This is a genomic window from Streptomyces sp. NPDC088350 (assembly GCF_044753545.1).
Lineage (GTDB): Bacteria > Actinomycetota > Actinomycetes > Streptomycetales > Streptomycetaceae > Streptomyces.
In genome coordinates this window covers 299,947-323,902 of record NZ_JBIVNL010000011.1, presented here as the reverse complement: position 1 = coordinate 323,902, position 23,956 = coordinate 299,947, and the positions used below count along the sequence as shown (strand labels likewise).

At 68.0% G+C, this 23,956-nt stretch carries 22 protein-coding genes, 1 pseudogene and 1 riboswitch; of the genes and pseudogenes, 11 read left to right on the top strand and 12 right to left on the bottom strand.

Going from position 1 to position 23,956, the window contains the following annotated elements; translation table 11 throughout:
- Positions 1-22: 22 nt before the first annotated feature.
- The 4 genes from ACIQBL_RS35675 to ACIQBL_RS35660 form a co-directional block, all read right to left on the bottom strand.
- Positions 23-358: a helix-turn-helix domain-containing protein gene (locus ACIQBL_RS35675; RefSeq protein ID WP_401949498.1), complete on the bottom strand. Its 336-nt coding sequence runs from the start codon at positions 356-358 to the stop codon at positions 23-25.
- Positions 355-1,422, bottom strand: coding sequence for a tyrosine-type recombinase/integrase (locus ACIQBL_RS35670; protein WP_401949495.1), 1,068 nt, complete (start codon positions 1,420-1,422; stop codon positions 355-357). The genes ACIQBL_RS35675 and ACIQBL_RS35670 overlap by 4 nt, the downstream gene beginning before the upstream one ends.
- Before the next feature lie 115 nt (positions 1,423-1,537).
- A complete protein-coding gene (locus ACIQBL_RS35665; RefSeq protein ID WP_401949492.1) occupies positions 1,538-2,398 on the bottom strand; it encodes a DEAD/DEAH box helicase in 861 nt (286 codons plus the stop codon).
- On the bottom strand, positions 2,395-3,780 hold the full coding sequence (locus ACIQBL_RS35660; RefSeq protein ID WP_401949489.1) for a TOTE conflict system archaeo-eukaryotic primase domain-containing protein: 1,386 nt from the start codon (positions 3,778-3,780) through the stop codon (positions 2,395-2,397). The genes ACIQBL_RS35665 and ACIQBL_RS35660 overlap by 4 nt, the downstream gene beginning before the upstream one ends.
- Positions 3,781-4,363: 583 nt before the next feature.
- On the opposite strand from ACIQBL_RS35660, the gene ACIQBL_RS35655 reads away from it, so the two are divergent.
- Together ACIQBL_RS35655 and ACIQBL_RS35650 are read left to right on the top strand one after the other, a co-directional pair.
- Entirely contained in the window at positions 4,364-4,687 is a 324-nt protein-coding gene (locus tag ACIQBL_RS35655; protein WP_401949486.1) for a hypothetical protein, read from the top strand.
- A complete protein-coding gene (locus ACIQBL_RS35650; protein WP_401949484.1) occupies positions 4,606-5,337 on the top strand; it encodes a nucleotidyl transferase AbiEii/AbiGii toxin family protein in 732 nt (243 codons plus the stop codon). Before ACIQBL_RS35655 ends, ACIQBL_RS35650 begins: the two co-directional genes overlap by 82 nt.
- A 430-nt stretch (positions 5,338-5,767) precedes the next feature.
- Here ACIQBL_RS35650 and ACIQBL_RS35645 read toward each other — a convergent pair.
- The 6 genes and pseudogenes from ACIQBL_RS35645 to gcvT form a co-directional block, all read right to left on the bottom strand.
- Positions 5,768-6,573, bottom strand: a pseudogene (locus tag ACIQBL_RS35645) (nucleotidyl transferase AbiEii/AbiGii toxin family protein).
- Positions 6,574-6,665: 92 nt separating this feature from the next.
- Positions 6,666-7,280 carry a type IV toxin-antitoxin system AbiEi family antitoxin domain-containing protein gene (locus ACIQBL_RS35640; protein ID WP_401949481.1) on the bottom strand — a complete coding sequence of 205 codons (615 nt, stop codon included), beginning with the start codon at positions 7,278-7,280 and terminating at the stop codon, positions 6,666-6,668.
- 218 nt (positions 7,281-7,498) lie between these two features.
- Positions 7,499-8,866: an L-serine ammonia-lyase gene (locus tag ACIQBL_RS35635; protein ID WP_401949478.1), complete on the bottom strand. Its 1,368-nt coding sequence runs from the start codon at positions 8,864-8,866 to the stop codon at positions 7,499-7,501.
- Positions 8,867-9,047: 181 nt separating this feature from the next.
- The gene (gene glyA / locus ACIQBL_RS35630; RefSeq protein WP_401949635.1) at positions 9,048-10,322 is read right to left on the bottom strand and encodes a serine hydroxymethyltransferase; all 1,275 of its coding nucleotides are present in this window, start codon (positions 10,320-10,322) and stop codon (positions 9,048-9,050) included.
- Between the two features lie 27 nt (positions 10,323-10,349).
- Positions 10,350-10,727 (bottom strand): glycine cleavage system protein GcvH, encoded by a 378-nt coding sequence (gene gcvH, locus ACIQBL_RS35625; protein ID WP_401949475.1) that lies wholly within the window; start codon positions 10,725-10,727, stop codon positions 10,350-10,352.
- A 111-nt stretch (positions 10,728-10,838) separates the two neighbouring features.
- Positions 10,839-12,005, bottom strand: coding sequence for a glycine cleavage system aminomethyltransferase GcvT (gene gcvT / locus ACIQBL_RS35620; protein WP_401949472.1), 1,167 nt, complete (start codon positions 12,003-12,005; stop codon positions 10,839-10,841).
- A 153-nt stretch (positions 12,006-12,158) separates the two neighbouring features.
- Positions 12,159-12,272, bottom strand: a riboswitch (glycine riboswitch).
- Between the two features lie 148 nt (positions 12,273-12,420).
- Here gcvT and ACIQBL_RS35615 point away from each other — a divergent pair.
- The 8 genes from ACIQBL_RS35615 to ACIQBL_RS35580 all read left to right on the top strand — a co-directional run bounded on the left by ACIQBL_RS35615 (position 12,421) and on the right by ACIQBL_RS35580 (position 21,635).
- Positions 12,421-13,110 carry an AAA family ATPase gene (locus tag ACIQBL_RS35615; RefSeq protein WP_401949632.1) on the top strand — a complete coding sequence of 230 codons (690 nt, stop codon included), beginning with the start codon at positions 12,421-12,423 and terminating at the stop codon, positions 13,108-13,110.
- Positions 13,111-13,174: 64 nt separating this feature from the next.
- A complete protein-coding gene (locus tag ACIQBL_RS35610) occupies positions 13,175-13,960 on the top strand; it encodes an enhanced serine sensitivity protein SseB (RefSeq protein WP_401949470.1) in 786 nt (261 codons plus the stop codon).
- 170 nt (positions 13,961-14,130) lie between these two features.
- Positions 14,131-14,919, top strand: a complete 789-nt coding sequence (locus ACIQBL_RS35605) for an enhanced serine sensitivity protein SseB C-terminal domain-containing protein (RefSeq protein WP_401949467.1) — start codon at positions 14,131-14,133, stop codon at positions 14,917-14,919.
- A gap of 347 nt (positions 14,920-15,266) precedes the next feature.
- Entirely contained in the window at positions 15,267-16,274 is a 1,008-nt protein-coding gene (locus tag ACIQBL_RS35600) for an ABC transporter permease (RefSeq protein WP_401949464.1), read from the top strand.
- 69 nt (positions 16,275-16,343) lie between these two features.
- Positions 16,344-18,137: an ABC transporter substrate-binding protein gene (locus ACIQBL_RS35595; protein WP_401949462.1), complete on the top strand. Its 1,794-nt coding sequence runs from the start codon at positions 16,344-16,346 to the stop codon at positions 18,135-18,137.
- A 143-nt stretch (positions 18,138-18,280) separates the two neighbouring features.
- On the top strand, positions 18,281-19,279 hold the full coding sequence (locus ACIQBL_RS35590; protein WP_401949460.1) for an ABC transporter permease: 999 nt from the start codon (positions 18,281-18,283) through the stop codon (positions 19,277-19,279).
- Entirely contained in the window at positions 19,276-20,373 is a 1,098-nt protein-coding gene (locus ACIQBL_RS35585) for an ABC transporter ATP-binding protein (RefSeq protein WP_401949457.1), read from the top strand. Before ACIQBL_RS35590 ends, ACIQBL_RS35585 begins: the two co-directional genes overlap by 4 nt.
- 23 nt (positions 20,374-20,396) lie before the next feature.
- The gene (locus ACIQBL_RS35580; protein ID WP_401949454.1) at positions 20,397-21,635 is read left to right on the top strand and encodes an ABC transporter ATP-binding protein; all 1,239 of its coding nucleotides are present in this window, start codon (positions 20,397-20,399) and stop codon (positions 21,633-21,635) included.
- An 89-nt stretch (positions 21,636-21,724) separates the two neighbouring features.
- On the opposite strand, the gene ACIQBL_RS35575 is transcribed toward ACIQBL_RS35580, so the two are convergent.
- Positions 21,725-21,952, bottom strand: coding sequence for a hypothetical protein (locus tag ACIQBL_RS35575; protein WP_401949451.1), 228 nt, complete (start codon positions 21,950-21,952; stop codon positions 21,725-21,727).
- A complete protein-coding gene (locus ACIQBL_RS35570) occupies positions 21,949-22,245 on the bottom strand; it encodes a hypothetical protein (protein WP_401949448.1) in 297 nt (98 codons plus the stop codon). Before ACIQBL_RS35570 ends, ACIQBL_RS35575 begins: the two co-directional genes overlap by 4 nt.
- A 292-nt stretch (positions 22,246-22,537) precedes the next feature.
- On the opposite strand from ACIQBL_RS35570, the gene ACIQBL_RS35565 reads away from it, so the two are divergent.
- Positions 22,538-23,929, top strand: a complete 1,392-nt coding sequence (locus ACIQBL_RS35565; RefSeq protein WP_401949446.1) for a M1 family metallopeptidase — start codon at positions 22,538-22,540, stop codon at positions 23,927-23,929.
- The last annotated feature ends 27 nt before the right edge of the window (positions 23,930-23,956 follow it).

The window sequence follows — 23,956 nt, the reverse complement described above, 5'->3', positions numbered from 1 at the left end:
CGAATGTGCTTCCGCGACTTCTTCACAGCGGTGGGACCAGCCCTCGTGGGGCCGCTCCGCCACCGTGCCGACGGTGCTCGCCGACGGCCGGACGGAGTTCCGCCGCGTCGCCGGCCTGCTCTGGACGTCGCGCGCGGGCCTTCTCGGGTTCACGGACGAGAAGGTCATTGGGCTCGCAGTGCAGTACTTCGCAGATCACGTCGAGGTCGTCCAGACGGATCGTCACCGGCTGTCCGGCCCACAGGTTGGACATCTTGCCCGCGCTGATCACCAGGCCCGCCTCGGCCAGCATGCGCTGGAGCTCGGAGGACTTCCAGATGTCCCGCTTGGCCGCGGCCATCCGCAGGTTCCACTTCATGATGTCCCTCCGAACCGCGTGTGCGCCCGCTGGCCGGCGCGGACCCACGCGTCCTCGATGTGAGTCTGGTTGACATGCACATAAATCATGGTCGTGCTGATCCACTTGTGTCCGAGCAGTTCCTGGATCGCGACCACGTCCACGCCCTGCCGGTAGAGCTCGGAGGCCGCGAAGTGCCTCATCGTGTGCGGCGTCAGGTTGCCAGCCTGAGAGGGCAGATAGAGCGCGACCTTCTGCTTCAGGTGTAGGCGGAGTGTGTCCGTGTCCGCCCGCAGGCTGCTGCCGTCGGCCGCACGCCGCTCCGAGGGAAACAGCGGCGCCCCGGGCTCGTTGACCCGGTTGTCGTACTCCCACCGGGGTCCGTCGACCCACCACTCCAGCAGCTGACGGCTCCCGTTGATCAGCGGGACCAGTCGCTCCTTCTTCTTGCCCCGCTTCCCCTTGCCCTTCAGCAGGATCTTGCCGAACTGCCCGAGGTCCCAGTGGATATCGTCCACGTTCGCCAGGGTCAGCTCCGACACGCGTGGCCCGATCAGGCTCGCCAGCCGCATCGCGGTGTAACTGCGTACGACCGGCAACGGCTTGCGGGCCTTGGGTATCTCATCCCGCCACGACGTGAACAGATGGTCGATCTGCCGGGCCGGGGGCGGAATCCTCAACCGGGACAGTGCCGACCCGCGAGGCCGGTTGATCTCGTCCAGCGGGGACTCGACGACGTAGCCGGTCGCCGCGTGGATGGCGGGCTTGTGGCGGAGTTCGAGGAACTCGAAGTAGACGCTCAGCGACTGGGCCTTGCGGACCTTCGTCGCGTTCTCCAGCCCCTTCTGGTGCTCGCCGAAGAACCGGTCGAGGTCGCGGGGCTCCATCTCCCACAGCGGCCGGCCGAACCACGAGCGGACCTCGACGATCACATACACGTCGCCGGAGATCGTGCCGTCGCCCGTACCCGCCGAGGCCCGGGCGAGCACGAACTCCGACAGCAGGTCCTGCTCGAAGTCCGCTACCTCCTCCGGGGTGGACAGACGCAGTTCGGGGCGCATGTCCCGTACGACCGCCAGGGACACGGAACCTCCAGCTCGACTATCTGACATCTTGATCGAGATAGACGATAACATCTCAGGAATCCCGAGTGATCATCGGTCCATCACCGGTCTGTGGTGGGGGGATCAGATCTGCAGGTCACGTGCCCGCAAGGGCAAGGGCACGCTGGGCCGGGGGCCGGGAACTCTCGGGAGGAGGGTCAACCTTGTCGATCGCCAGCAGCACCAAGGGACCGGTACGGGCGCCGGACAGCGCGGCACGGACGCGGTCCCGATCGGCCGTGGGGAGGCCGCCGTGCAGGAGCAGTGCTTCGATGCCGTGCCCTTGGAGCGCAGATGAGAGTTGGTTGACGTGCTCGATGCGATTGGTGAGGGTCAGGCTGCACCGGCCACGCCGGTAGTCGGCGGCGATCTGCTGGTTGCGCGCCTGGTCGGCGGCGAGTTCGCCGTAGATGGCCTGGATGGAAGCGCCGTCGGTGCCGGGCTCTTCGGTGGTGAAGTGGCAGCGGTGCACGATGAGGTGTTTGGCGAAGCGGCTCTCATCTTCGATCTCGTGGCGGATCGGACCGCACTGCATGGTGATCAGAGCGTCCATCTGGTCGGCCCGGTACGGGGTGGCGGACAGGCCGATCCACCGCTCAGCCTTGACCTTGCGGATCGCGGCCTCGGCGGCCGGAGCCCCGATGGCGTGGCACTCGTCGACGACAATCAAGCCGTAGCCGTCCAGTAGCCCTGCGGCAGCCTCACGATGGGCCAGGGACTGCAGCATGATCAGGTCAACCACACCGCCGCGGCGGTCCTTGCCCGCACCGAGCGACCCGACTGTGTGCTCACCGAGGTCGAGAAACGTCGCCAGACGCTCGCGCCACTGGGCCAGCAGCTCGGCCCGGTTGACGATGATCGCTGTGGGCCGGGCATGAACCGCGATCAGCGCACAGGCCATCACTGTTTTACCCGCACCGGGTTGGGCGACCAGGACTCCAGTGGGGTGGGCGATCATCGCTTCGACGGCCCGGGCCTGTACGGCGGTGAGTTCGCCGGTGAACCGGGCACCGATCGGGGCCCGGTCGGGGAAGGCGCCGGTGACTTCAAGGTGCCGCCGGCGGCGGTGACCAGGCTGGCGGCTTCGTCGCGAAGCCCCCGGGGCAGGGCGATCCACTTCGGGTCGGTGGCGTCGAAGCAGCAGATCAGGCGTGGGGTGTTGAAGGTGGAGAACCGCTGGTTCTGGCGTCGGTAGAACTCGGGGTTGTGGAAGGACGCGGCGTGCTTGAGCGCCGCGATCAGTTGCGGTGGCAGTCCGGTGGTGGAGACGTGGAGCATCGCTCCTGCCTTGGCCCTGACCGTCTTGGGGGCCTTGCCCAGCGCGCTGCGGCGCGGCCGGGCCGGCAGCACCGGCGTGGTCGGGCTGGGGCCGGCCTGCAGCGGGCCCAACGTTTCCACCAACTCCTGCACTCGCTCGGGCGTCAGGCGTTCGGTGCGCGACAGGTAAGCGAACTGGTCCTCGTACGGCGTCCAGGTGGCAGGGTCGCAGAAGAGCGTGGTGCCCGAGGTGCGGGAGACTCCGTGCATCGGCAGCGCGATCAGATTCCCGAACCGGGCCCCGCCCTTGGAGTGCGTGGGAAGGAAGTCCTGGGCGGGGAAGAGCCGGTCGTAACTGGCCAGGGACATCCCGTCGCGAGCGTCGATCGCGCGCCGCAGCAAGGCCATGCCCAGTGCGCGGGCCAGGCTGGCCGGTACCGGCGCGGTGAAGAAGATCCATACGTGTGCGCCGGACCCGGAGCGGGAGACCTCCGCCAAGGCGGGGACTCCGGCTTCCGTGCAGGCCGCCACGTAGGCGGCGGCGTCGCCCTGCCAGTCCTTGTCGTCGAAGTCGCACGCCAGCAACTGGGTCGTGTCGTCGGGGAACATCGGGTACAGGCCCACATGTAGCTCGCGCTGTCCCGCCTCGGGCCGACTCAGGTGCTGGAAGATCACCTGGTCGGTGAGCGGGAAGAACACCCGCTCAGCTTCCGACTTGGCCTTGTCCCAGGGGTTCTCCTCGGCCGGGCTCCATCCGATCCGGCCGTTCTTCGCGCTCACCCACCGGTTCGCGTACACGTCCGTGCGGCCGACGAACAGTGCGCGAAACAGGGCGACCTTGGCCTGCGGGGCGGAGGCAGCGTCCGCATAGGGCAGGCCGCTGCCGTGCAGTATCTCGGGCAACGTGGGCGGCGCCGGCCTTTCCACCGCCTCGGGCCGCTCGGGCACGGTGTCGGGTGCCGGCATTCCGAGACGTTCCCGGAGCCGCCGATTCTCGTCCGTCAGCTCGGCGATCTGCTCGAGCGCGACGTCGAGCCGGATCCGCAACTCGGCGGGGTCGTCCCACCCGGACCAGTCATCCACGGGTCAATGATCCAAAAATCCTGACCGGACCGCAGCCGATCACGGCATTTCCGTCCTCGTGTCCATCGCACTTCTGGTCCGCGTGGCCGCCGGAGACATCGACCAATGAGGGCTCTACGAGGAAGGTAGTCGGGCATGCAGGACCAGCGACCAGGAAGGCGCGCCGATCCGCAGGGCCATCCACTTCGAAAGTAGACAGTGTCCGCGGCGGTGCCAAGGCAAGGTGGCGGCACGGTTTCCCCGGTCGGAGGCGTGGCCAGGCGCTTGGGAACCAGGCACCAGGCGCAGCCCAGGTGGGTCTTGGCCGCGACGAGCGGGGCACCGCTCTGGGCGCAGGCCGGGCAGCGCAGCGGGGCGAACCCCTCGGCGGGCAGCAGCCAGTCCAGGTCCAGCGGGTAGCGTCGCTTTCCGCGCCGTACGTCCAGGGACAGGCGCAGCACTGGGGCTCTCAGCTGGTGCAATCGGTAGGGGGTGAGCCTGTGGAGGGCGCGCTCCTGGTGGGTGCTCTCCACACGGGCGTCGATGACGTCATGGACACCACAGCGACCGGCGGACAGGTCTCGTGCAGGGGCATACTGAGCGTATGGAGTCTCGGGTGCGGTACGCGGAGATCCGGCCCTACACGGTTCCGGAGACGCTGGAGGAGCTGGCCGGTCCGGCAGCCGGGGTGGTGGCTTTGCCGACTGTGCTGGACTGGACGCCGAAGCGTGTCTACGACCTGTCGGACGACGTGGACCTGCGGATGTTCTATGAGACGGTCATCCGGGAGGCCATGCATGCGGGGGAGCTGCGGAAGTTCCTGGACCCGGTGCTGCTCTCGGCCGTGTGGCAGAGGCTGTGGCTTCCGCCGCGCGCGCGGTTGATGTGGGAAGGGCGATTCCCGCAACTGGCCCGCAGGGCTGCGTAGTATCCGCCTGTATGGATCCCTTTCATGCCCGTCTTGCCCGTATCGGTCTTGGAGCCGCCGCGGGATACGGCTTCGTCCTGGCCGGCGGGTACGCGGTTCAGGCGCACGGGTTCCTGGAACGGCTGTCGGATGACGTCGACCTCTTCACGGACATCGCTGACCCGGTCGCCTTCTCCGAGGCCGTCGATGCGGTGGCTGCGGCCTACCGGGCGGCGGGCCTCACCGTTGAGGTGGAGAAGTCCGGTGGGGTGTTCGCCCGGTTCGCGGTTGCTGATGGACAGGGGCGCACGGCGAAGGTGGAGTTCGGGTGCGACTGGAGGGCTCACCCGCCTGCCGTGTTGGAGATCGGTCCGGTCCTGCATGCCGATGACGCCGTGGCCAACAAAGTGACCACCCTCTTCGGACGGGCCGCGCCACGGGATTACCTCGACGTGAATGCCGCGCTCGCCTCCGGACGGTACTCGGGTGGGCAACTGCTGGAGTTGGCGTTGGAGCACGACGCCGGGTTCGATCCGCGTTACTTCGCCCAAGCGGCTGAGGGCGGTCGACCGTTGGCCGGACCGGGAGTACGAGGCATACGGCATCAACGGCGGCCAGGTGGAGGACATGCGCCGGCGGTTGCGCGCCTGGGCTGCCGAGATCCTCGATGAACGGCTCGACGAGAAATGACCCAATCGGCCGTGTTGACCTGAGCGCGAACTGGCGCGGCTCCTTCGCAGCTACGGCGTCGACCATCTGCACAGGGGAGGACAGAGCGTCGGAACTCCGGAGAAGGGGCGCTGGTGGAGGTCCTACAGCGGCTTCCGTGCGACTCTCCTATCGGTCGACAGCGCCGTCGGGAGCCTAGTTCCAGTCTCTATGGTGGGCCGGTGACAACCCTGTCGGTGGACAACCGGTGGACAGACGCCTTTGGACGGTGCGTCACGAGGTAGCACGGGTCAACCTGTCGCATGTGCTCTGATCAGGCAGAACGTCACCGGGCAGCACGACGAAACACCACGCAACACGAGCCCTCATGGTCTCGTGATGCGTAGGTCTCGGGTTCGCGCCCGAAGGCTTGGTCGGTCGGCCAGGACTGGTTCATGACCATGTGAGGGTTGCTGCGCTCCATGTACGGGTGGCGGCGTCGCCGTTGAGAAGTGTGTCTGCGAAGGTGGTGACCTGCCGGACGACGTCGGTGAAGCGTTCGGGGTAGCCGGTCGCGGCAGGGCCCTGTCTGCGGCGCCAGGCGGCGTACGAGGTCTGGCGACGTTCGCCCAGGTCGCTGATGGCGGTGCTGAGGGGTTTCAGGGTGATGCCGCGGTGTGCGGCCGTGGCGGTCAGCGCCGTGGTGAGTTCCTGGCCGTCGAGGTCGTTGAGGGTGAGCAGGCGGTAGAGGTCGCCGTAGTCGCGGTCGCGGGTGTTGAGATCGCCGAGTGAGACGGCGGTGGAGAGTTTCTCGGCGATGACCGTAGCGAGCGGGTAGCCGAAGAGTGGGAAGCTCTCCGCGGTGAGGTGCTGCGGGTAGTTGATGGTCTGAGGCCGGGGGTGACGGGGTCGCCGAAGCTGACGTCCAATGGGAGCTTGAGTCGTGCTCGGGCGATGGATGCGGCCATCGACAGGCGTAGACCGTGGTACTCGTCCTCCTCGCGGATGGGCACGGTCTTGAGCGTCGCGGGATCGAATACGACTCCGTCGTCGATCTCGGTGGCGGCGATGGCCGCGATCCTGTGGACGATCTCGGTTTCGGTGCCTGGGAACGAGCGGCCGAGGATGTCGATGTCGCGGGTCATCCGGCGTGCGCCGAACTGGGCGAGGAGCAGGCCACCCTTGAGGACGAAGTGTTCCTGACCGAGGGGCGATGCGGCCAGGCGGTAGAGGAAGCGTTCGAGGACGTACTCGACCATGATCTCGTCCGTGGACCGGCCGGTGCGGCGGGCCAGGTTGCGCAGGTCGTTGTAGACGTGGCCGGCGGTGGTGTCACGCGTGGGGTTGGCCATCAGGCGAGCACCGCCTCAACGGCAGGGCGGATGACGGAGAGGGCACCCAACTCGCGTGCGACGTCCTGGAGTTCGCCGACGCTACGGCGTCCGCCCCGGCGCAGATAGCGGCCGAGCGCGGACAGGGCGAGGGTCTCGCCGACGCGGCTGCGGTGGCGCATCGCGTCGACGACGCTGCGGGCGGCGTTGTACACGGGGAAGGTTTCTCCCGGGGCTGTTGCGAATCGTTCGACGCCGAGGGCGAAGGTCGTCGGGGCGTACTGCGCCACTACGGTCGGCGGGTAGGAAATTGTGGGGCGGCGTGTACCGCGCGGCACGGCGATGTGTACCGCTGTAGGGATGTCGTCGATGAGCTCATGCAGGGCCAGGGCGGACTCACCGCACACGACGGCACGCGGAGCTCGTGCGCACACGGCCAGCAGATCTGCGTGCGCGGTCTCCGGTGCGTCTGCCCGCCGGTAGACCCCCCGGGACAGTTCGTCTATCTCTCCCGCCGTGACCAAGGACGCCAGATCACGGGGGGAGAGCAGGACCTGGCGTGCCTGCGCCGTCGTGAACGTGGGGGGCAGGCTTGCCAGCCGCTGCTCCAGGCGCGAGTTCTCCGCAGCACTCATGTATCGAATGGTACCCCTCTGGCGGTCATGGGGGATCGATTTGATACAGTCTTGCGACTGTCGGCGGCCCTGTCGAAGAGGGACAGTGATCGAAGGTGTTGCGGATCCCCAGGTCAGACGCACATCCTGTGGGATTTCCTGAGGACTTTCCACCGCGTGGACACGCAAGCTCCCGACAGCGCCGAAAGACAAGAACGCACAGCTCAGCCCCCACCCCCTCAACACTCGATGATGTTCACCGCAAGCCCGCCCCGCGCCGTCTCCTTGTACTTCACGCTCATATCCGCCCCCGTCTCCTTCATGGTCTTGATGACCTTGTCCAGGGACACCTTGTGTGATCCGTCCCCCCGCATCGCCATCCGCGCAGCGGTCACCGCCTTCACCGCCGCCATGCCGTTGCGTTCGATGCAGGGGATCTGGACGAGGCCGCCGACGGGGTCGCACGTGAGGCCGAGGTTGTGTTCCATGCCGATCTCGGCCGCGTTCTCGACCTGTTCCGGGCTGCCGCCCAGGACTTCGGCGAGGGCGCCCGCCGCCATGGAGCAGGCGGAGCCGACCTCACCCTGGCAGCCGACCTCGGCGCCGGAGATGGAGGCGTTCTCCTTGAAGAGCATGCCGATCGCGCCGGCCGCGAGCATGAAGCGGACCACGCCCTCCTCGTCGGCGCCGGGCACGAAGTTGATGTAGTAGTGCAGGACCGCCGGGATGATGCCGGCGGCACCGTTCGTGGGGGCGGTGACCACGCGTCCGCCCGCCGCGTTCTCCTCGTTCACCGCCATCGCGTAGAGCGTGATCCACTCCATCGCGTGTGCCAACGGGTCGCCCTCCGCCCGGAGTTGACGTGCCGACATGGCGGCCCTGCGCCGGACCCGGAGGCCGCCGGGCAGGATGCCCTCCCGCGACATGCCCCGCGACACGCACGCCTGCATCACGCGCCAGATCTCCAGCAGCCCGGTCCGGATCTCCTCCTCCGTGCGCCAGGCGCGCTCGTTCTCCAGCATCAGCGCGGAGATCGACAGACCGGTCTCCTGCGTCAGGCGCAGCAACTCGTCGCCCGTGCGGAACGGGTACTTGAGGACCGTGTCGTCCAGCTTGATGCGATCGGCGCCCACCGCCTCCTCGTCGACGACGAAACCGCCGCCCACCGAGTAGTACGTCTTCGACAGCAGTTCCTCGCCGGCCGCGTCGTACGCCCACAGCGTCATGCCGTTCGCGTGGTACGGCAGGGCTTTACGGCGGTGCAGCTTCAGGTCGGCGTCGAAGGAGAACGGGATCTCGTGCTCGCCGAGGAGGCTGATGCGTCCCGACTCCTTGATCCGCTCGACCCGTTCATCGGCCCCCTCCACATCCACCGTGCGCGGAGACTCGCCCTCCAGGCCGAGCAGCACCGCCTTGGGGGTGCCGTGCCCGTGGCCGGTCGCGCCGAGGGAGCCGTACAGCTCGGTGCGGACCGAGGCGACGGCGTCCAGCAGTTCGTCGTTGCGCAGCCGGCGCGCGAACATGCGGGCCGCCCGCATCGGGCCGACCGTATGGGAGCTGGACGGGCCGATGCCGATCGAGAACAGGTCGAAGACCGAGATGGCCACGGAGACTCCTCAGAACGCAGGACGTGCGGGGTGGTGCGGGATTCAAGGGCGCGAAGCGCTTCGAACAGGGCGGTGGCGGGCGACGGGTGGGCGGGGCACCGCGCGCACCTTCCAGTGTGCGCGGCGCCCCGGGCGGGCGACTACAGCCCGGTGGGTCGACTGCAGCGCCCGGTGGGCCGACCTACAGCCCGGGATACAGCGGGTACTTCTCCGCCAGCGCGGTCACGCGGGCCTTCAGATCCTCCACGTCGGCCTCCCCGAAGGGAGAGGGCGCCTTCAGCGTCTCCGCGATGACGTCCGCGACCTCGGCGAAGTCCTCGGCCGTGAAGCCGCGGGTCGCCAGCGCCGGCGTGCCGATGCGCAGGCCCGAGGTGACCATCGGCGGACGCGGGTCGTTCGGGACGGCGTTGCGGTTGACCGTGATGCCGACCTCGTGGAGCCGGTCCTCGGCCTGCTGACCGTCCAGTTCGGATTTCCGCAGATCGACCAGGACGAGGTGCACGTCCGTGCCGCCGGACAGGACATCGACGCCTACGGCCTTCACGTCGTCCCGCACCAGGCGCTCGGCCAGCAGCCGCGCCCCCTCCACGGTACGCCGCTGGCGCTCCTTGAAGTCCTCGCCCGCCGCGACTTTGAAGGAGACCGCCTTCGCGGCGATCACATGCTCCAGCGGACCGCCCTGGAAGCCCGGGAAGACGGAGGAGTTGAGCTTCTTCGCGAACGACTGCTTCGCGAGGATGATTCCGCCGCGCGGGCCGCCCAGCGTCTTGTGGGTCGTGGACGTCACGACGTCCGCGTACGGGACCGGGTTCGGGTGCAGACCCGCGGCCACCAGACCCGCGAAGTGCGCCATGTCGACCCACAGAAAGGCCTCGACCTCGTCCGCGATCCGGCGGAACTCGGCGAAGTCCAGCTGCCGCGGATACGCCGACCAGCCCGCGATGATGACCTTCGGGCGGTGCTCCTTGGCGAGCTTCTCCAGCTCGGCCATGTCGACCAGACCGGTCTGCGCGTCCACGTGGTAGGCGACCACGTTGAACTGCTTGCCGGAGAAGTTCAGCCGCATCCCGTGGGTGAGGTGGCCGCCGTGCGCCAGGTCCAGGCCGAGGATCGTGTCGCCGGGCTGGGCCAGCGCGAACAGGGCGGCCTGGTTGGCGGAGGCGCCCGAGTGCGGCTGCACGTTGGCGTACTCGGCGCCGAACAGCTCCTTGACCCGGTCGATCGCGATCTGCTCGGCCACGTCGACGTGCTCGCAGCCGCCGTAGTAACGGCGGCCCGGGTAGCCCTCGGCGTACTTGTTGGTGAGGACCGAGCCCTGCGCCTCCATGACCGCGACCGGAGCGAAGTTCTCCGAGGCGATCATCTCCAGCGTGGACTGCTGCCGGCGCAGCTCGGCGTCGACCGCGGCGGCGATGTCCGGGTCGAGCTCGTGCAGGGGAGTGTTCAGGACGGACAGGTGATCAGACATCGGTGGTACGACTCCTCAGCCGGCGGAAAAAGCGGTGTACTCGTCGGCGGAGAGCAGGTCGGCCGGCTCCTCCGCGACACGCACCTTGAACAGCCAACCCCCTTCGAAGGGAGCCGAGTTCACCAGCGACGGGTCGTTCACCACGTCCTCGTTGATCTCGGTGACCTCGCCGCCGACCGGCGAGTACAGGTCGGACACCGACTTGGTCGACTCCAGCTCACCGCAGGACTCGCCCGCGGTCACGGTGGAGCCCACCTCGGGAAGCTGGGCGTAGACGACATCGCCGAGCGCGTTGGCCGCGAACTCGGTGATGCCGACCGTCGAGACGCCGTCCTCGGCGACCGACAGCCACTCGTGCTCCTTGCTGTAGCGCAGCTGCTGGGGGTTGTTCATGGCCTGAATTCTCCTGTACGCGGGGGAGTGCTGATGAATGGGGCACTGCGGAGGGCATCGGCGAACAGGGGCGATCCGCCCCGGGTCACAGACGTGACGCTACGACGACTGTCACTTCTCGCGCTTGTAGAACGGCAGTGCCACGACCTCGTACGGCTCGTGACTGCCCCGGATGTCCACGCCGACACCGGTCGTGCCCGGCGCCGAGTGCGCCGCGTCGACGTAGGCCATGGCGATGGGCCTGCCCAGGGTGGGGGAGGGGGCGCCGGAGGTGATCTCGCCGATCACCTGTCCGCCGGCGACCACGGAGTACCCGGCGCGCGGGACCCGGCGGCCCTCGGCGACGAGTCCGACCAGGACGCGCGGGGGCTGCGAGGCGGCGCGCTCGGCGGCGGCCTCCAGGGCGCCGCGCCCGACGAAGTCGCCGTCCTTCTCGAACTTGACGACCCGGCCGAGCCCGGCGTCGAACGGGGTGAGGGAGGTGGACAGTTCGTGCCCGTACAGCGGCATGCCCGCCTCCAGGCGCAGCGTGTCCCGGCAGGACAGGCCGCACGGGATCAGCCCGGTGCCCGCGCCTGCCTCGGTCAGCGCCTCCCACAGCTTCTCCGCGTCACCGGGGGCGACGAACAGCTCGAAGCCGTCCTCGCCGGTGTAGCCGGTGCGCGCGATCAGCGCCGGGACACCCGCGACCGTGCCGGGCAGACCGGCGTAGTACTTCAGGCCGTCGAGGTCGGCGATGGGGGCACCTCCCGGATCGAGCGAAGTCGAGACTCTGGGGGACAGCGAGGCGAGGATGCCGGGGGACTCGGGGCCCTGCACGGCGAGCAGCGCGTACGCGTCACGGTCGTCGCGGACGACGGCGTCGAAGCCCTCGGCGCGCTCCACCAACGAGTCCAGGACAATCTGCGCGTTGGACGCGTTGGCCACCACCATGTACTCGTGGTCGGCCAGCCGATAGACGATCAGGTCGTCAAGAATCCCGCCGTCGGCCTGGCAGATCATGGTGTAGCGGGCGCGGCCGACGCCCACGGAAGCGATGTTGCCGACGAGGGCGTAGTTGAGGAGACGGGCCGCGTCCGGTCCCGTGACCGTGATCTCGCCCATGTGCGAGAGGTCGAAGAGGCCGGCCTTCGTACGGACGGCGAGGTGCTCGTCGCGCTCCGAGCCGTAGCGCAGCGGCATGTCCCAGCCGGCGAAGTCGGTCATCGTCGCACCGAGCGAGCGGTGCAGCGCGTCGAGCGCGGTGCGGCGCTTCTCAGGGGTGGCGGTACTGCTCATCGGTCGGTCTCCCAAGGCATGACGGCGAGGTCGTTCCTCCCCATCTGTCATCGGAACCTGAGAGGTTCGCCATGACCGCACGGGATACGCACGGGACATGGGTTGCACCTTGGGTGGGACCACCGGGACGGGCGGTCCGCTTTTCAGATGTGCCTCGCCCGCGCGGTAACTGGGCCTGAGAGATTCAAGGGAGGGACTTGCTCCTTCGGCGCCCCGGACGTCGTACGCCTGACGACGTATGACTGGGGACTCTCCCGCGCGGATTCAAGCGGCCGGTATGCAGTTGGCGCGCACATCATCGCACAGGCTTTGTAACAGGCCTGTGGCCGGAAGCGAACGGAACCGCGAGACACCGTGCATTACCTTCTCTTTACATTAAGTGGGGAGAACCTTTCCTGACCCCGCAGGGAGGACGATCACGGTGACAAGGACCACGGCGTACGCCACGACCTCGGCCGTCGCGCTGCCCAAGCAGCCCTCGGCCCCGGCCAGGGAGGCATGCCCGGCCCGCCCGGTACCGACAGTCCGCGATCTTCGCGAGCGCGCCGGACACAGCCCGCACGGACTCCTCTTCGGCCCCCGTGACCTGGTCGTCGTCACGGGCCTGCCCGGCAGCGGCAAGTCCACGCTGATGCGGCGCGCGGTCGCGGGCGACGCGGTCCGCGTGGACAGCCAGGACACCCGCGACCGCTGGGACGCCCGTATGTCCCGCATGTCCGGTCTCCTTCCGTACGCGGTCTACCGCCCCCTGGTCCGCCTAGCCCACTACGCCGGGCTGCACCGCGTCCTGCGCTCCGCGTCCGGAGCCGTCGTGCACGACTGCGGCACGCAGAGCTGGGTGCGCGGCTGGCTGGCCCGCGCGGCGCACCGCCGGGGCGGCTCGCTGCACCTGGTGTTCCTCGACGTCAGCCCGGACACCGCGCTCGACGGCCAGCGCGAACGGGGTCGCGGAGTCTCGCGGTACGCGTTCCTGCGCCACCGCCGGGCGGCCACCGGTCTGCTCCGAGCCGTGGAGCGCGGTGACCTGCCCCGGGGTGTCGCCTCGGCGGTCCTGCTGGACCGGGACGCGGCGGACGTGCTGCGCCGGATCGACTTCGGGGACTGAGCCGCTAGCCTTTTGAGCCACAGCAGGGTTACAGCAGGCGGTTTCACCAGCAGGCGGTAGGTAGATGGACTTCCCGGCGGACTTCCCCGGACAGGCGTACCCCCACCCCCATCCGCACGGCGGATGGCCCGGCAACGAGCTGGAGGAGGTACTCTCGGTCTCCCTGGGCATGCCCTCGGCCGGCGGCCGGATCATCGAGGTGCTCGGCCGCAGCTTCATCTGGATCCCGCTGCCCAACGGCGGCGGCCCGCAGAGCGGCCCCCTGGACCTGCCCACGCTGGAGATCGACGGGCAGGCCTACGTCCCGGTCTTCAGCTCGGAGGAGCAGTTCCGCCGGGTCGTCGGCTCGCATCTGTCGTTCACCATCGCGCCCGCGGTGGAGTTCGCCCGCGGGCTGCCCCCGCAGGTCGGCCTCGCGGTGAACCCGGACGGCATGGTCGGCGTTCCCCTTCCCCCGCCCGCCGTCGCCGAGCTGTGCCGCGTCGGCCGCAGCGCCCTCGACGGCCCCACCAGCGGCGGCCGGGTCCGCCTCTTCGAACCCGACTGGCAGGACGACCCGGTCGACTTCCTCGCCGCGGCCTCCGCCGAGTTCGCCGGCACGGGCGTGGTCGGCACGGCGCGCCGCTGCCTCGCCGCCATCGAAACCGCGGCCCCCGTGATGTTCGTAGGTGTAGAACTCACCAACTGGGACGGCGACTTGAGGGCGGCCCCCATGGACGCCCTGTCCCGGGCCCTCACCACGACCCAGGTCAAATGGCCGGTCAACCTGGTCCTCCTGGACGTAACCCAGGACCCGGTGGCGGACTGGATGCGCCAGACGGTGCGCCCCTTCTATACACAGGGTCACTGAGAGCGCCCCAAAGGGGCGCGGGGCTGTGTCGATGCGCGGCTCCGCCGCTGCGAGCACCCAGCCACGACGCACCCGCACTCGCCAACGCACCCGAGGCCCCCACCCCTTGGGCGCTTAAGCTGTTTCCATCACCGCAGAAACGCAGGGCACCTACCAAAAGGAGCGGACACGTGAGCGCCAGCGGCACCGCGACCGGCCAGGTCGAGCACATGCTGCGCCAGGTGACGCCCGGGCGCTACGACGCCTACGAGGCACTCCTCCGCGCCCTCGCGACCCCCCACTCCGGCCAGATCTGGATGCTCCTGTGGCACGGCCAGTCCGGCTCCCCGGACGCCCAGTACGGGAACATGCACGTCGAGGGGTACGGCTACGCCCCCTGCGTCACCTCCGCCCAGGAGCTGTCGGCCAGCGGCTGGAACCGCTCGTACGAGGTGGTCGACGGCCTGGACGTGGCCCGCACCCTCTACCCCGACCACTTCGGCCTCTGGCTCAACCCGCACGCCCCCGGCGGCGGCGTCGGCATCCCCTGGCTCGACCTGCGCCGGATCGCCACCGGCCTGGAGCGCCAGCCCGCGGGCCCGCTGCGCCTGACGGAACCGGCGATCGAGGTCCCGCAGTTCTACGCCCTGCTCACGCAGAACGCCCACCGCACCCCGGCGGTCCGCACCCTCCGCCGCGCCTGGGTGCAGCCCGCGCTCGGGGCGCCGTATCTCGCGATCGGTCTGGACGTCTACGACACCAGCCCGCCCGCCGTGGACTCGGTGCGCGGCATGATGCAGCAGTCCATCGGCGCGGTCCCGGAGGGGCTGCCGGTGTCGACCGTGGCGATGTCCGACGACTACGACCCGGTGGCGCTCTGGCTGCGGGCGAACGCCCGCCCGTTCTACGACCGCGAGGCCCACGCGGCACCCGCCCAGGCGGGTGGGTACGGATACCCGCCCGCCCGTGGTGGATACTGAGCCCGCGAGTCTTCTTCTCAGCCTCTTCTCAGCCTCTCCGCAGGATTTACGTCTACGACACATTTCTTCGCGCGTAGATCGCGACGGGATGCCGTAAAAGTCGCTGAATTGTCGTTCTGTCCAAACTGCCCGGCGTCCGGGGGGCGTTACCCCGTGTCCGTATAACGGAACCCTCCAGCCCGCATCACGTTTACGCATCCATTCACCGCCAAGTCTGGCAACAGATCACCAAAGCGTTGAAGACTCCCGCACCAGGGGCGGTTCGCCCCCGTGTACGACGGACTGATCATGCCGCCACAGCGGCAAGTGTGGGCCGGCTACCGCCGGTTGAGAGGGGTCCCTGCCAGATGACGGCACCATTGCACGAGCCGACTGCGGATACGGCCCCGAGTGCGGCCGAGGAAGCGGCGGTAGCGAGCGCCGATACGAAGGGCGTACAGGGCCGTTCCCTGGGCCGGATCGCGTGGGAGCGCCTGAAGCGCGACAAGCTCGCCCTCGCGGGCGGCATCGTCGTGCTCCTCCTCGTGCTCGTCGCGATCCTCGCCCCCGTGATCGCCAACCTGATCGGGCAGGATCCGGACACCTTCCACGAGAGCCTGATCGACCCGCTGTTCGGCACCCCCAAGGGGTCCCTCGGCGGCATCAGCGGCGACCACCTGCTGGGCGTCGAGCCCGTCAACGGCCGCGACATCTTCGCGCGAATCCTCTACGGCTCCCGGATCTCGCTCCTCGTCGGCTTCCTGTCCGCGATCGTCGCCATCGTGCTCGGCACCGTCCTCGGCATCCTGGCCGGCTTCTTCGGCGGCTGGGTCGACTCGGCGATCAGCCGCGTCATGGACGGTCTGCTGGCCTTCCCGCAGCTGCTCTTCATCATCGCGCTGGTCTCCGTGATGCCGAACGAGATGCTGGGCCTGAGCGGGTCCAACGTGCGTGTGTTCGTGATGATCCTGGTCATCGGCTTCTTCGGCTGGCCGTACATCGGACGCGTGGTGCGCGGCCAGACGCTCTCGATGCGTGAGCGCGAGTACGTCGAGGCCGCCCGATCGCTGGGCGCCGGGCGCTTCTACATCCTGTTCAAGGAGCTGCTGCCCAACCTGGTCGCGCCGATCATCGTCTACACGACGATGATGATCCCCACGAACATCCTCACCGAGGCGGCCCTCAGCTTCCTGGGCGTGGGCGTCAAGCCGCCCACGTCCTCCTGGGGCCAGATGCTCTCCACCGCGATCGACTACTACGACTCGGACCCCATGTACATGGTCGTCCCCGGCGTGGCGATCTTCATCACCGTTCTGGCCTTCAACCTCCTCGGCGACGGCGTGCGGGACGCGCTGGACCCGAAGGGCTCCCGCTGAACCGCGTTACCCCAAGCCTCCCGTGCCATCTACACGGGGTCTCTCATCAAATCCGGAGGATCCGAGATCGTGACTACCCAACGCACCTCAGGGCGGCGTAAGCAGGCACTGGCCGCTGCTGCCGCGGTCGCAGGCATGCTGGCCTTGGCGGCGTGCGGCGGCAGCGGCAGCAGCGACGGCGGTACGAAGAGCGGCGCCGCCGGCTTCGACGCGGCGAACAACAAGGTCGCCCAGGCCTCGCTGGTCAAGAAGGGCGGCGAGCTGAAGTTCGTCTCCGCCCAGGACGCCGACTTCTGGGACACCACGCGCGGTTACTACGGCTTCATGTGGGACTTCTCGCGGTACTACAGCCGTCAGCTGCTCACCTTCAAGACCGAGCCGGGCGCCGCGGGCGCCGAGCTCACGCCCGACCTCTCCACCGACATGGGCCAGGTCTCGGCCGACGGCAAGACCTACACGTTCCACCTGCGTGACGGGATCACCTGGGAGGACGGCAAGGCCATCACCTCCCAGGACATCAAGTACGGCATCGAGCGGGTCTGGGCGCAGGACGTGCTGTCCGGCGGTCCGATCTACCTCCAGCAGATGCTCGACCCGAAGAACACCTACAAGGGTCCCTACAAGGACACCTCGAAGGACAAGCTCGGCCTGAAGGCGATCTCCACGCCCGACGCCAAGACGATCATCTTCCACCTGCCCACGGCGAACTCGGACTTCAAGCAGGTCCTCGCCATGGTCACGGCGTCCCCGGTCCGCCAGGACATGGACACCAAGGCGAAGTACACGCTGCACCCCTTCTCCTCCGGCCCGTACAAGTTCCAGTCGTACAGCCCCGGCAAGAAGCTGGTGCTGGTGCGCAACACCAACTGGAAGGCGTCGTCCGACCCGGTGCGCAAGGCGTACCCGGACACGATCTCGCTGACGATCTCCTCGAACCAGTCCGACATGGACCAGCGTCTGATCAACGGCGACTACGACATCGACGCCGGCCAGACGGGTCTGGGTCCGCAGGGCCGCACCATCGCCCTGAAGCAGCACAAGGCCAACCTGGACAACCCGATCTCCGGCTTCATCCGCTACGCGGTCTTCCCGCAGAGCGTCAAGCCGTTCGACAACATCGAGTGCCGCAAGGCGGTCATCTACGCGGCCGACCACGTGTCGCTGCAGACCGCGCGCGGTGGCCCGATCGCCGGTGGTGACATCGGCACCAACATGCTCCCGCCTTCCATCGCCGGTGGCGAGGGCCAGAAGTACGACCCGTACGGGATCTCCGGTGCCAACAAGACCGGCAACGACGGCCTGGCCAAGACGGCGCTGAAGGCCTGCGGTCAGCCGAACGGTTTCAAGACCACCATCGCCGTCCGCAACAACAAGCAGCAGGAGGTGGCCACGGCCACGTCCCTGCAGGCGGCGCTGAAGAAGGTCGGCATCCAGGCCGACATCTACCAGTACGACGGTTCGCAGAGCTCCGGCATCATCGGCTCCCCCTCGAACGTCGCGAAGAAGAAGCTCGGCATCATCATCATGGGCTGGGGTGCGGACTTCCCGACCGTCCAGGGCTACGGCGCCCCGCTGTGGGACAGCAACTACATCCTGCAGAGCGGCAACAACAACTTCGGCCTGATCAAGGACAAGACGATCGACGGGCTGTTCAACCAGTACAACGCCGCGCTGGACGAGTCGAAGAAGACGCAGATCGCCACGGAGATCAACCACAAGGTGAGCGAGGGCGCGTACTACCTGCCCTTCACCTTCGAGCGGCTCCTGAACTGGCGCTCCTCGCGTATCGCCAACGTGTACACGACGAACGCGTACAGCGGCTACTACGACTTCGTCAACATCGGTCTGAAGTCCACGAAGTAATCCCGGCACACCCGCCGTACGGCACGAAAGGCAGGTGAAGGCCGGCGCGGCGGGGCCGTGGGCCACCGGAAGACTCCCCCACAGCCCAAAAGGCGTGGGGGGACCCCCACCGGTGGCCCCGGCCCCGCAGCGGGCCGTTAGCTGTGCTCGCTTACCTCATCAGGCGGCTGTTCGCCGCCGCAGTGATGCTGGTGGTCATCATCCTGGTGGTCTTCAGCATCTTCTTCCTCGTCCCCAAGTGGGCGGGCGTGGACATCGCCACGAGTTTCGTGGGCAAGCAGGCCGACCCGCACGCCGTCGCGGCGGTGCGGGAGAAGCTGGGTCTGAGCGACCCGATCTTCGTGCAGGTCTGGCACTTCTTCAAGGGCATCTTCGTCGGCCGCACCTACTCGGCCGGCGGCGACGTCACCCACTGTGCCGCCCCCTGCTTCGGCTACTCCTTCCGTAGCGAGCAGTCCGTATGGCCGGTGCTGACCGACCGCTTCCCGGTGACCCTGGGTCTCGCGCTCGGTGCCGCCGTGCTGTGGCTGGTCTTCGGTGTCGCGGCGGGTGTGCTCTCCGCGCTCAAGCGGGGCTCCGTCTGGGACCGTACGGCCATGGTCGTCGCGCTCGGTGGTGTGTCCCTGCCCATCTACTTCACGGGTCTGCTCTCGCTGGCGGTCTTCAGTTACGGGCTGAAATGGATCAATGGCCAGTACGTGCCACTGGACCAGAGCTTCTCCGGCTGGCTCGGCGGCATGATCCTGCCCTGGATCACCCTCGCCTTCCTCTATGCCGCGATGTACGCCCGCATCACCCGCGCCACCATGCTGGAGATCCTCGGTGAGGACTACATCCGGACCGCCCGCGCGAAGGGCCTGACCGAACCGGTCGTCATCGGCAAGCACGCCATGCGCTCCACGATGACGCCGATCCTGACCATGCTCGGCATGGACCTCGGCGCCCTCATCGGCGGCGCCATCCTGACGGAGACGACGTTCAGCCTGCCCGGCCTCGGCCAGGCGGTGCTCACCGCCATCAAGAACCAGGACCTGCCCATCATTCTGGGCGTCACCCTCATCACTTCTCTCGCGGTGCTTCTCGCCAACCTCGTGGTGGACATCCTGTACGCCGTGATCGACCCCCGAGTGAGGCTCTCATGACGGAACTCAGCAAGAGCGGGGCCGCGGTGGGCGAACCCACGTCCGCCTCTCCCGCGCCCACGGCCTTCCTGGAAGTGCGCGACCTGAAGGTGCACTTCCCGACCGACGACGGCCTGGTCAAGTCCGTCGACGGGCTCAGCTTCCAGCTGGAGAAGGGCAAGACCCTCGGCATCGTGGGCGAGTCGGGTTCCGGCAAGTCGGTGACCTCGCTCGGCATCATGGGCCTGCACACCGCCGGCCAGTACGGCAAGCGCAAGGCGCAGATCTCCGGCGAGATCTGGCTGGACGGCACCGAGCTGCTGTCCGCCGACCCCGACCACGTGCGCAAGCTGCGCGGCCGTCAGATGTCGATGATCTTCCAGGACCCGCTGTCGGCGCTGCACCCGTACTACACGATCGGCGCGCAGATCGTGGAGGCGTACCGGATCCACCACAACGTGGACAAGAAGACCGCCAAGCGCCGCGCGGTCGAGATGCTCGACCGGGTGGGCATCCCGCAGCCGGACAAGCGCGTGGACAGCTACCCGCACGAGTTCTCCGGCGGTATGCGCCAGCGCGCGATGATCGCGATGTCGCTGGTCAACAACCCCGAACTGCTCATCGCGGACGAGCCGACGACCGCCCTCGACGTGACCGTCCAGGCGCAGATCCTCGACCTGATCCGCGATCTGCAGACGGAGTTCGGCTCCGCGGTCGTCATCATCACCCACGACCTGGGCGTCGTCGCGGAGCTCGCGGACGACATCCTGGTGATGTACGGCGGCCGTTGCGTCGAGCGCGGCCCGGCCGAGAAGGTCTTCTACGAGCCCCGACACCCCTACACCTGGGGCCTGTTGGGCTCGATGCCCCGGCTGGACCGCGAGCAGCAGGAGCGCCTGATCCCGGTCAAGGGCTCCCCGCCCTCCCTGATCAACATCCCGTCCGGCTGTGCCTTCAACCCGCGGTGCCCGTACGCCGACATCCCGAAGGACAACGTCACCCGTACGGTCCGCCCCGAGCTGAGCGAGGTCGGCAGCCAGCACTGGGCCGCCTGCCACCTGAGCGCGGAGCAGCGGGAGCGTATCTGGACCGAAGAGATTGCGCCGAAGCTGTGAGCGAGAAACCCAAGGACACAGCAGTGAGCATCCCTGTGCACAGTGAAGGCACCGTGGCCGCCAAGGACGGTGTCGCCCCCGGCGAGACCCTGCTGAAGGTGACCGGGCTCCAGAAGCACTTCCCGATCAAAAAGGGCCTGCTTCAGCGGCAGGTCGGCGCCGTGCACGCGGTCGACGGTCTCGATTTCGAGGTCAAGGCCGGCGAGACGCTGGGCGTGGTGGGCGAGTCCGGCTGCGGCAAGTCGACGATGGGCCGGCTGATCACCCGGCTGCTGGAGCCGACCGGCGGCAAGGTCGAGTTCCAGGGCAGGGACATCACGCACCTCGGGGTCGGCGGGATGCGTCCGCTGCGCCGCGACATGCAGATGATCTTCCAGGACCCGTACTCCTCGCTGAACCCGCGCCACACCATCGGCACGATCGTCGGCGCTCCCTTCAAGCTCCAGGGCGTCGAGCCCGAGGGCGGGATCAAGAAGGAAGTGCAGCGGATGCTGGAGGTGGTCGGGCTCAACCCCGAGCACTACAACCGCTATCCGCACGAGTTCTCCGGCGGCCAGCGTCAGCGCATCGGCATCGCCCGCGCGCTCGCGCTCAACCCGCGGCTGGTCGTTGCGGACGAGCCGGTGTCCGCGCTCGACGTGTCGATCCAGGCGCAGGTGGTGAACCTGCTGGACGACCTCCAGCAGGAGCTCGGCCTGACGTATGTGATCATCGCGCACGACCTCTCGGTCGTCCGGCACGTCTCGGACCGCATCGCGGTGATGTACCTCGGCAAGATCGTCGAGCTGGCCGACCGCGAGGCCCTGTACAAGGCGCCGATGCACCCGTACACCAAGGCGCTGATGTCGGCGGTGCCGATCCCGGACCCGAGGCGGAAGAACGCGAAGAGCGACCGCATCCTGCTCAAGGGTGACGTGCCCTCGCCGATCTCCCCGCCGAGCGGTTGCCGCTTCCACACCCGGTGCTGGAAGGCGACGGAGATCTGCACGACGACCGAGCCGCCGCTGCTGGAGCTGAAGCCGGGCCAGCAGGTCGCGTGCCACCACCCGGAGAACTTCGCGGACCAGGCCCCGCAGGACACCGTGCTGCTGACGGCCGCGAAGGAGGCCGAGAAGCTGGTCGGCGAGACGGCGCTCCAGGAGTCGGCGGAGACGTCGGTGGCGGTGGCGGCCACGCTCGCCGAAGAGACCGCCGAACCGGTCGCGGACGCCGTAGAGCCGGTCGCGGAATCAGCCGAGTCGGAGACCGACGGCGACAAGTAAAGGGAATTCGAGCACGGGAATGCCCCGGCGGCCGAAAGGTCGCCGGGGCATTCCCATGTCATGCCGGGGTTTTACCGGGTATTCCTCATTCACGACTTGGTTTCCCAGTAGTACCAGCCGACGGAAGTCACCGGAAACTTGGCCGTCCCTGTCGCCAGAACCGTATTGCTGCAGTTCGGGTTCGTCTTGTTCGACTGCCAGCCGACCTTGAAGCCGTTGGAGCCGTACTGCAGGTTGCCGTACTTGTGCGCGCTGATGTTGTGCGAGTACGTGTGCCCGGTGGTGACCGCGACGGACTTGGTGACGGTCTTGCTCACGTTCGCCTTGACCGAGGCGACCAGGTGCTCGCGCTCACCTCCAGGGAGCCGGAGACGCTGTAGGAGATGGTGGTGGCCTTGGTCACCGAGGCCGTGATGGTTCCGCCCGGGCCGTCCTTGAAGTAGGCACCCTTCGCGGGAAGCCGGTACTGCGAGTGGGAAGTGATGAGAACCCCGTAGGTGATCGGGCAGGATCTCTTCGGTGTGACGATCGCGGACGCCGGCGCCGCGCCGGCGACCATGGGCATGGTCCCGGCCAGAATGAGCGTGGCGAGCTTCGCGCTCTTGCGCATGAATTCCCCCTGTGAGTTTTCTGTTTCCGCTCCCGCGAAAACTTCAAGTGCGGGCGACACTATGGACTTTGACGGAGGCAGGTCAATCGATAATGGGAGCGTTGAGCAAGAATTGAGGTTGCCGCATTGTGCGGTGAAATCTCTGGCAAAGATGTCGAAAAAACCCTGCGGCCGTCGTGGTCAACTACCGCGAGGCGTATGGCGAGTTGGTAAAGTCATGGACATGACGCACGGAGGTGCGGCAGAGTCGAGCGTGTCCGACTGATCGGAAACGCACCCGAAGGGACGACTCATGGCACTCTCCCGTTCGGCACGTTTAGGGGCCCTCGCGACCGCGGCGGCCTCTTTTCTTGTCATAGCCGCTTCCTCCGCCCCCACCCCCGGCGCCGACGGCATCGGTGACAGCTACTTCCCGCAGCTCGGCAACGGCGGCTTCGACGCCCGGCACTACGCCCTCGACGTCGCCTACAACCCCGACACCGACCGCCTCGACGGCCGTACGACACTCACCGCCCGCGCCACCCAGAACCTCTCCTCCTTCGACCTGGACCTGCAGAAGCTGGAGGTCACCAAGGTCCAAGTGAACGGAAGACGGGCCGACTTCACCCGTACCGGTGACGAACTGCGCATCACCCCAAGGGACTTCCTCCGCAAGGGCAGGGACTTCACGGTCGCCGTCACCTACGGCGGAGTGCCCGAACCCCTCAACGGACCCATCGTGTTCGGCTCCGACTACGGCTGGATGAAGACCACCGACGGCGTCTTCGTCGCCTGCGAACCCAACGCCGCCTCCACCTGGTTCCCGTCCAGCGACCACCCCTCCGACAAGGCCACCTACGACATCCGCATCAAGGCCCCCAAGGGGCTCACGGGCGTCTCCAACGGCCGGCTCGTCTCGACGTACGACAAGGGCGACTCGACGTACACCCACTGGCGGGAGTCGAAGCCCATGGCGACCTATCTCGCCACCGCCACCATCGGGAAGTTCGACGTGAAGACGGGGACGACCCCCGGCGGCACCCCGATCTACGTCGCCATCGACCCCGTCCTCGCCAACAGCAACAGCGTCGACGTGTACGCCGTGACGGCCGCCGCCACCGACTACTGGTCGCAGGTCTTCGGGCCGTACCCCTTCGAGGAGACCGGCGCGATCGTCGACGACATGCCGGAGGCGGGGTTCTCGCTGGAGGTGCAGAGCAAGCCCGCCTACTCGGCCGTGCGCAGCGAGTCGACGATCGTGCACGAGCTGTCCCACCAGTGGTTCGGGGACTCCGTGTCGGTGGCGCACTGGAAGGACATCTGGCTCAACGAGGGCTTCGCGACCTACGCCCAGTGGCTGTGGGCCGAACACCAGGGCACCCGCACCGCGCACGACTCGTTCCTGGCCGGCTACAACGCCCGCCCGGCCGACGCCGCCTTCTGGCAGATCACCGTCGCCGACCCGCAGCGCGACACGATGTTCTCCTCCGCGGTCTACCAGCGCGGCGCGATGACCCTCCAGATGCTCCGCGAACGCATCGGCGACACCGCGTTCTTCAAGCTGCTGCCGACCTGGACGAAGCTGCACCGCTACGGCAACGCGAGCACCGCCGACTTCATCCAGCTGGCCGAGAAGATCAGCGGGCAGCAGCTCGACGACCTGTTCCGGACCTGGCTCTCCACACCGGGCAAGCCCACCCTGTAGCTCCACCCCGCTGATTCCCACGGGTAA

Coding starts and splice junctions, on each gene's coding strand:
- ACIQBL_RS35665 (WP_401949492.1), bottom strand. CDS start 2,398: ATGATCGCCCACCCCACTGGAGTCCTGGTCGCCCAACCCGGTGCGGGT.
- ACIQBL_RS35610 (WP_401949470.1), top strand. CDS start 13,175: ATGGACTTCCCGGCGGACTTCCCCGGACAGGCGTACCCCCACCCCCAT.
- ACIQBL_RS35570 (WP_401949448.1), bottom strand. CDS start 22,245: ATGCGCAAGAGCGCGAAGCTCGCCACGCTCATTCTGGCCGGGACCATG.
- ACIQBL_RS35640 (WP_401949481.1), bottom strand. CDS start 7,280: ATGAGTGCTGCGGAGAACTCGCGCCTGGAGCAGCGGCTGGCAAGCCTG.
- ACIQBL_RS35600 (WP_401949464.1), top strand. CDS start 15,267: ATGACGGCACCATTGCACGAGCCGACTGCGGATACGGCCCCGAGTGCG.
- ACIQBL_RS35675 (WP_401949498.1), bottom strand. CDS start 358: ATGAAGTGGAACCTGCGGATGGCCGCGGCCAAGCGGGACATCTGGAAG.
- gcvT (WP_401949472.1), bottom strand. CDS start 12,005: ATGAGCAGTACCGCCACCCCTGAGAAGCGCCGCACCGCGCTCGACGCG.
- ACIQBL_RS35565 (WP_401949446.1), top strand. CDS start 22,538: ATGGCACTCTCCCGTTCGGCACGTTTAGGGGCCCTCGCGACCGCGGCG.
- ACIQBL_RS35655 (WP_401949486.1), top strand. CDS start 4,364: ATGGAGTCTCGGGTGCGGTACGCGGAGATCCGGCCCTACACGGTTCCG.
- gcvH (WP_401949475.1), bottom strand. CDS start 10,727: ATGAACAACCCCCAGCAGCTGCGCTACAGCAAGGAGCACGAGTGGCTG.
- ACIQBL_RS35585 (WP_401949457.1), top strand. CDS start 19,276: ATGACGGAACTCAGCAAGAGCGGGGCCGCGGTGGGCGAACCCACGTCC.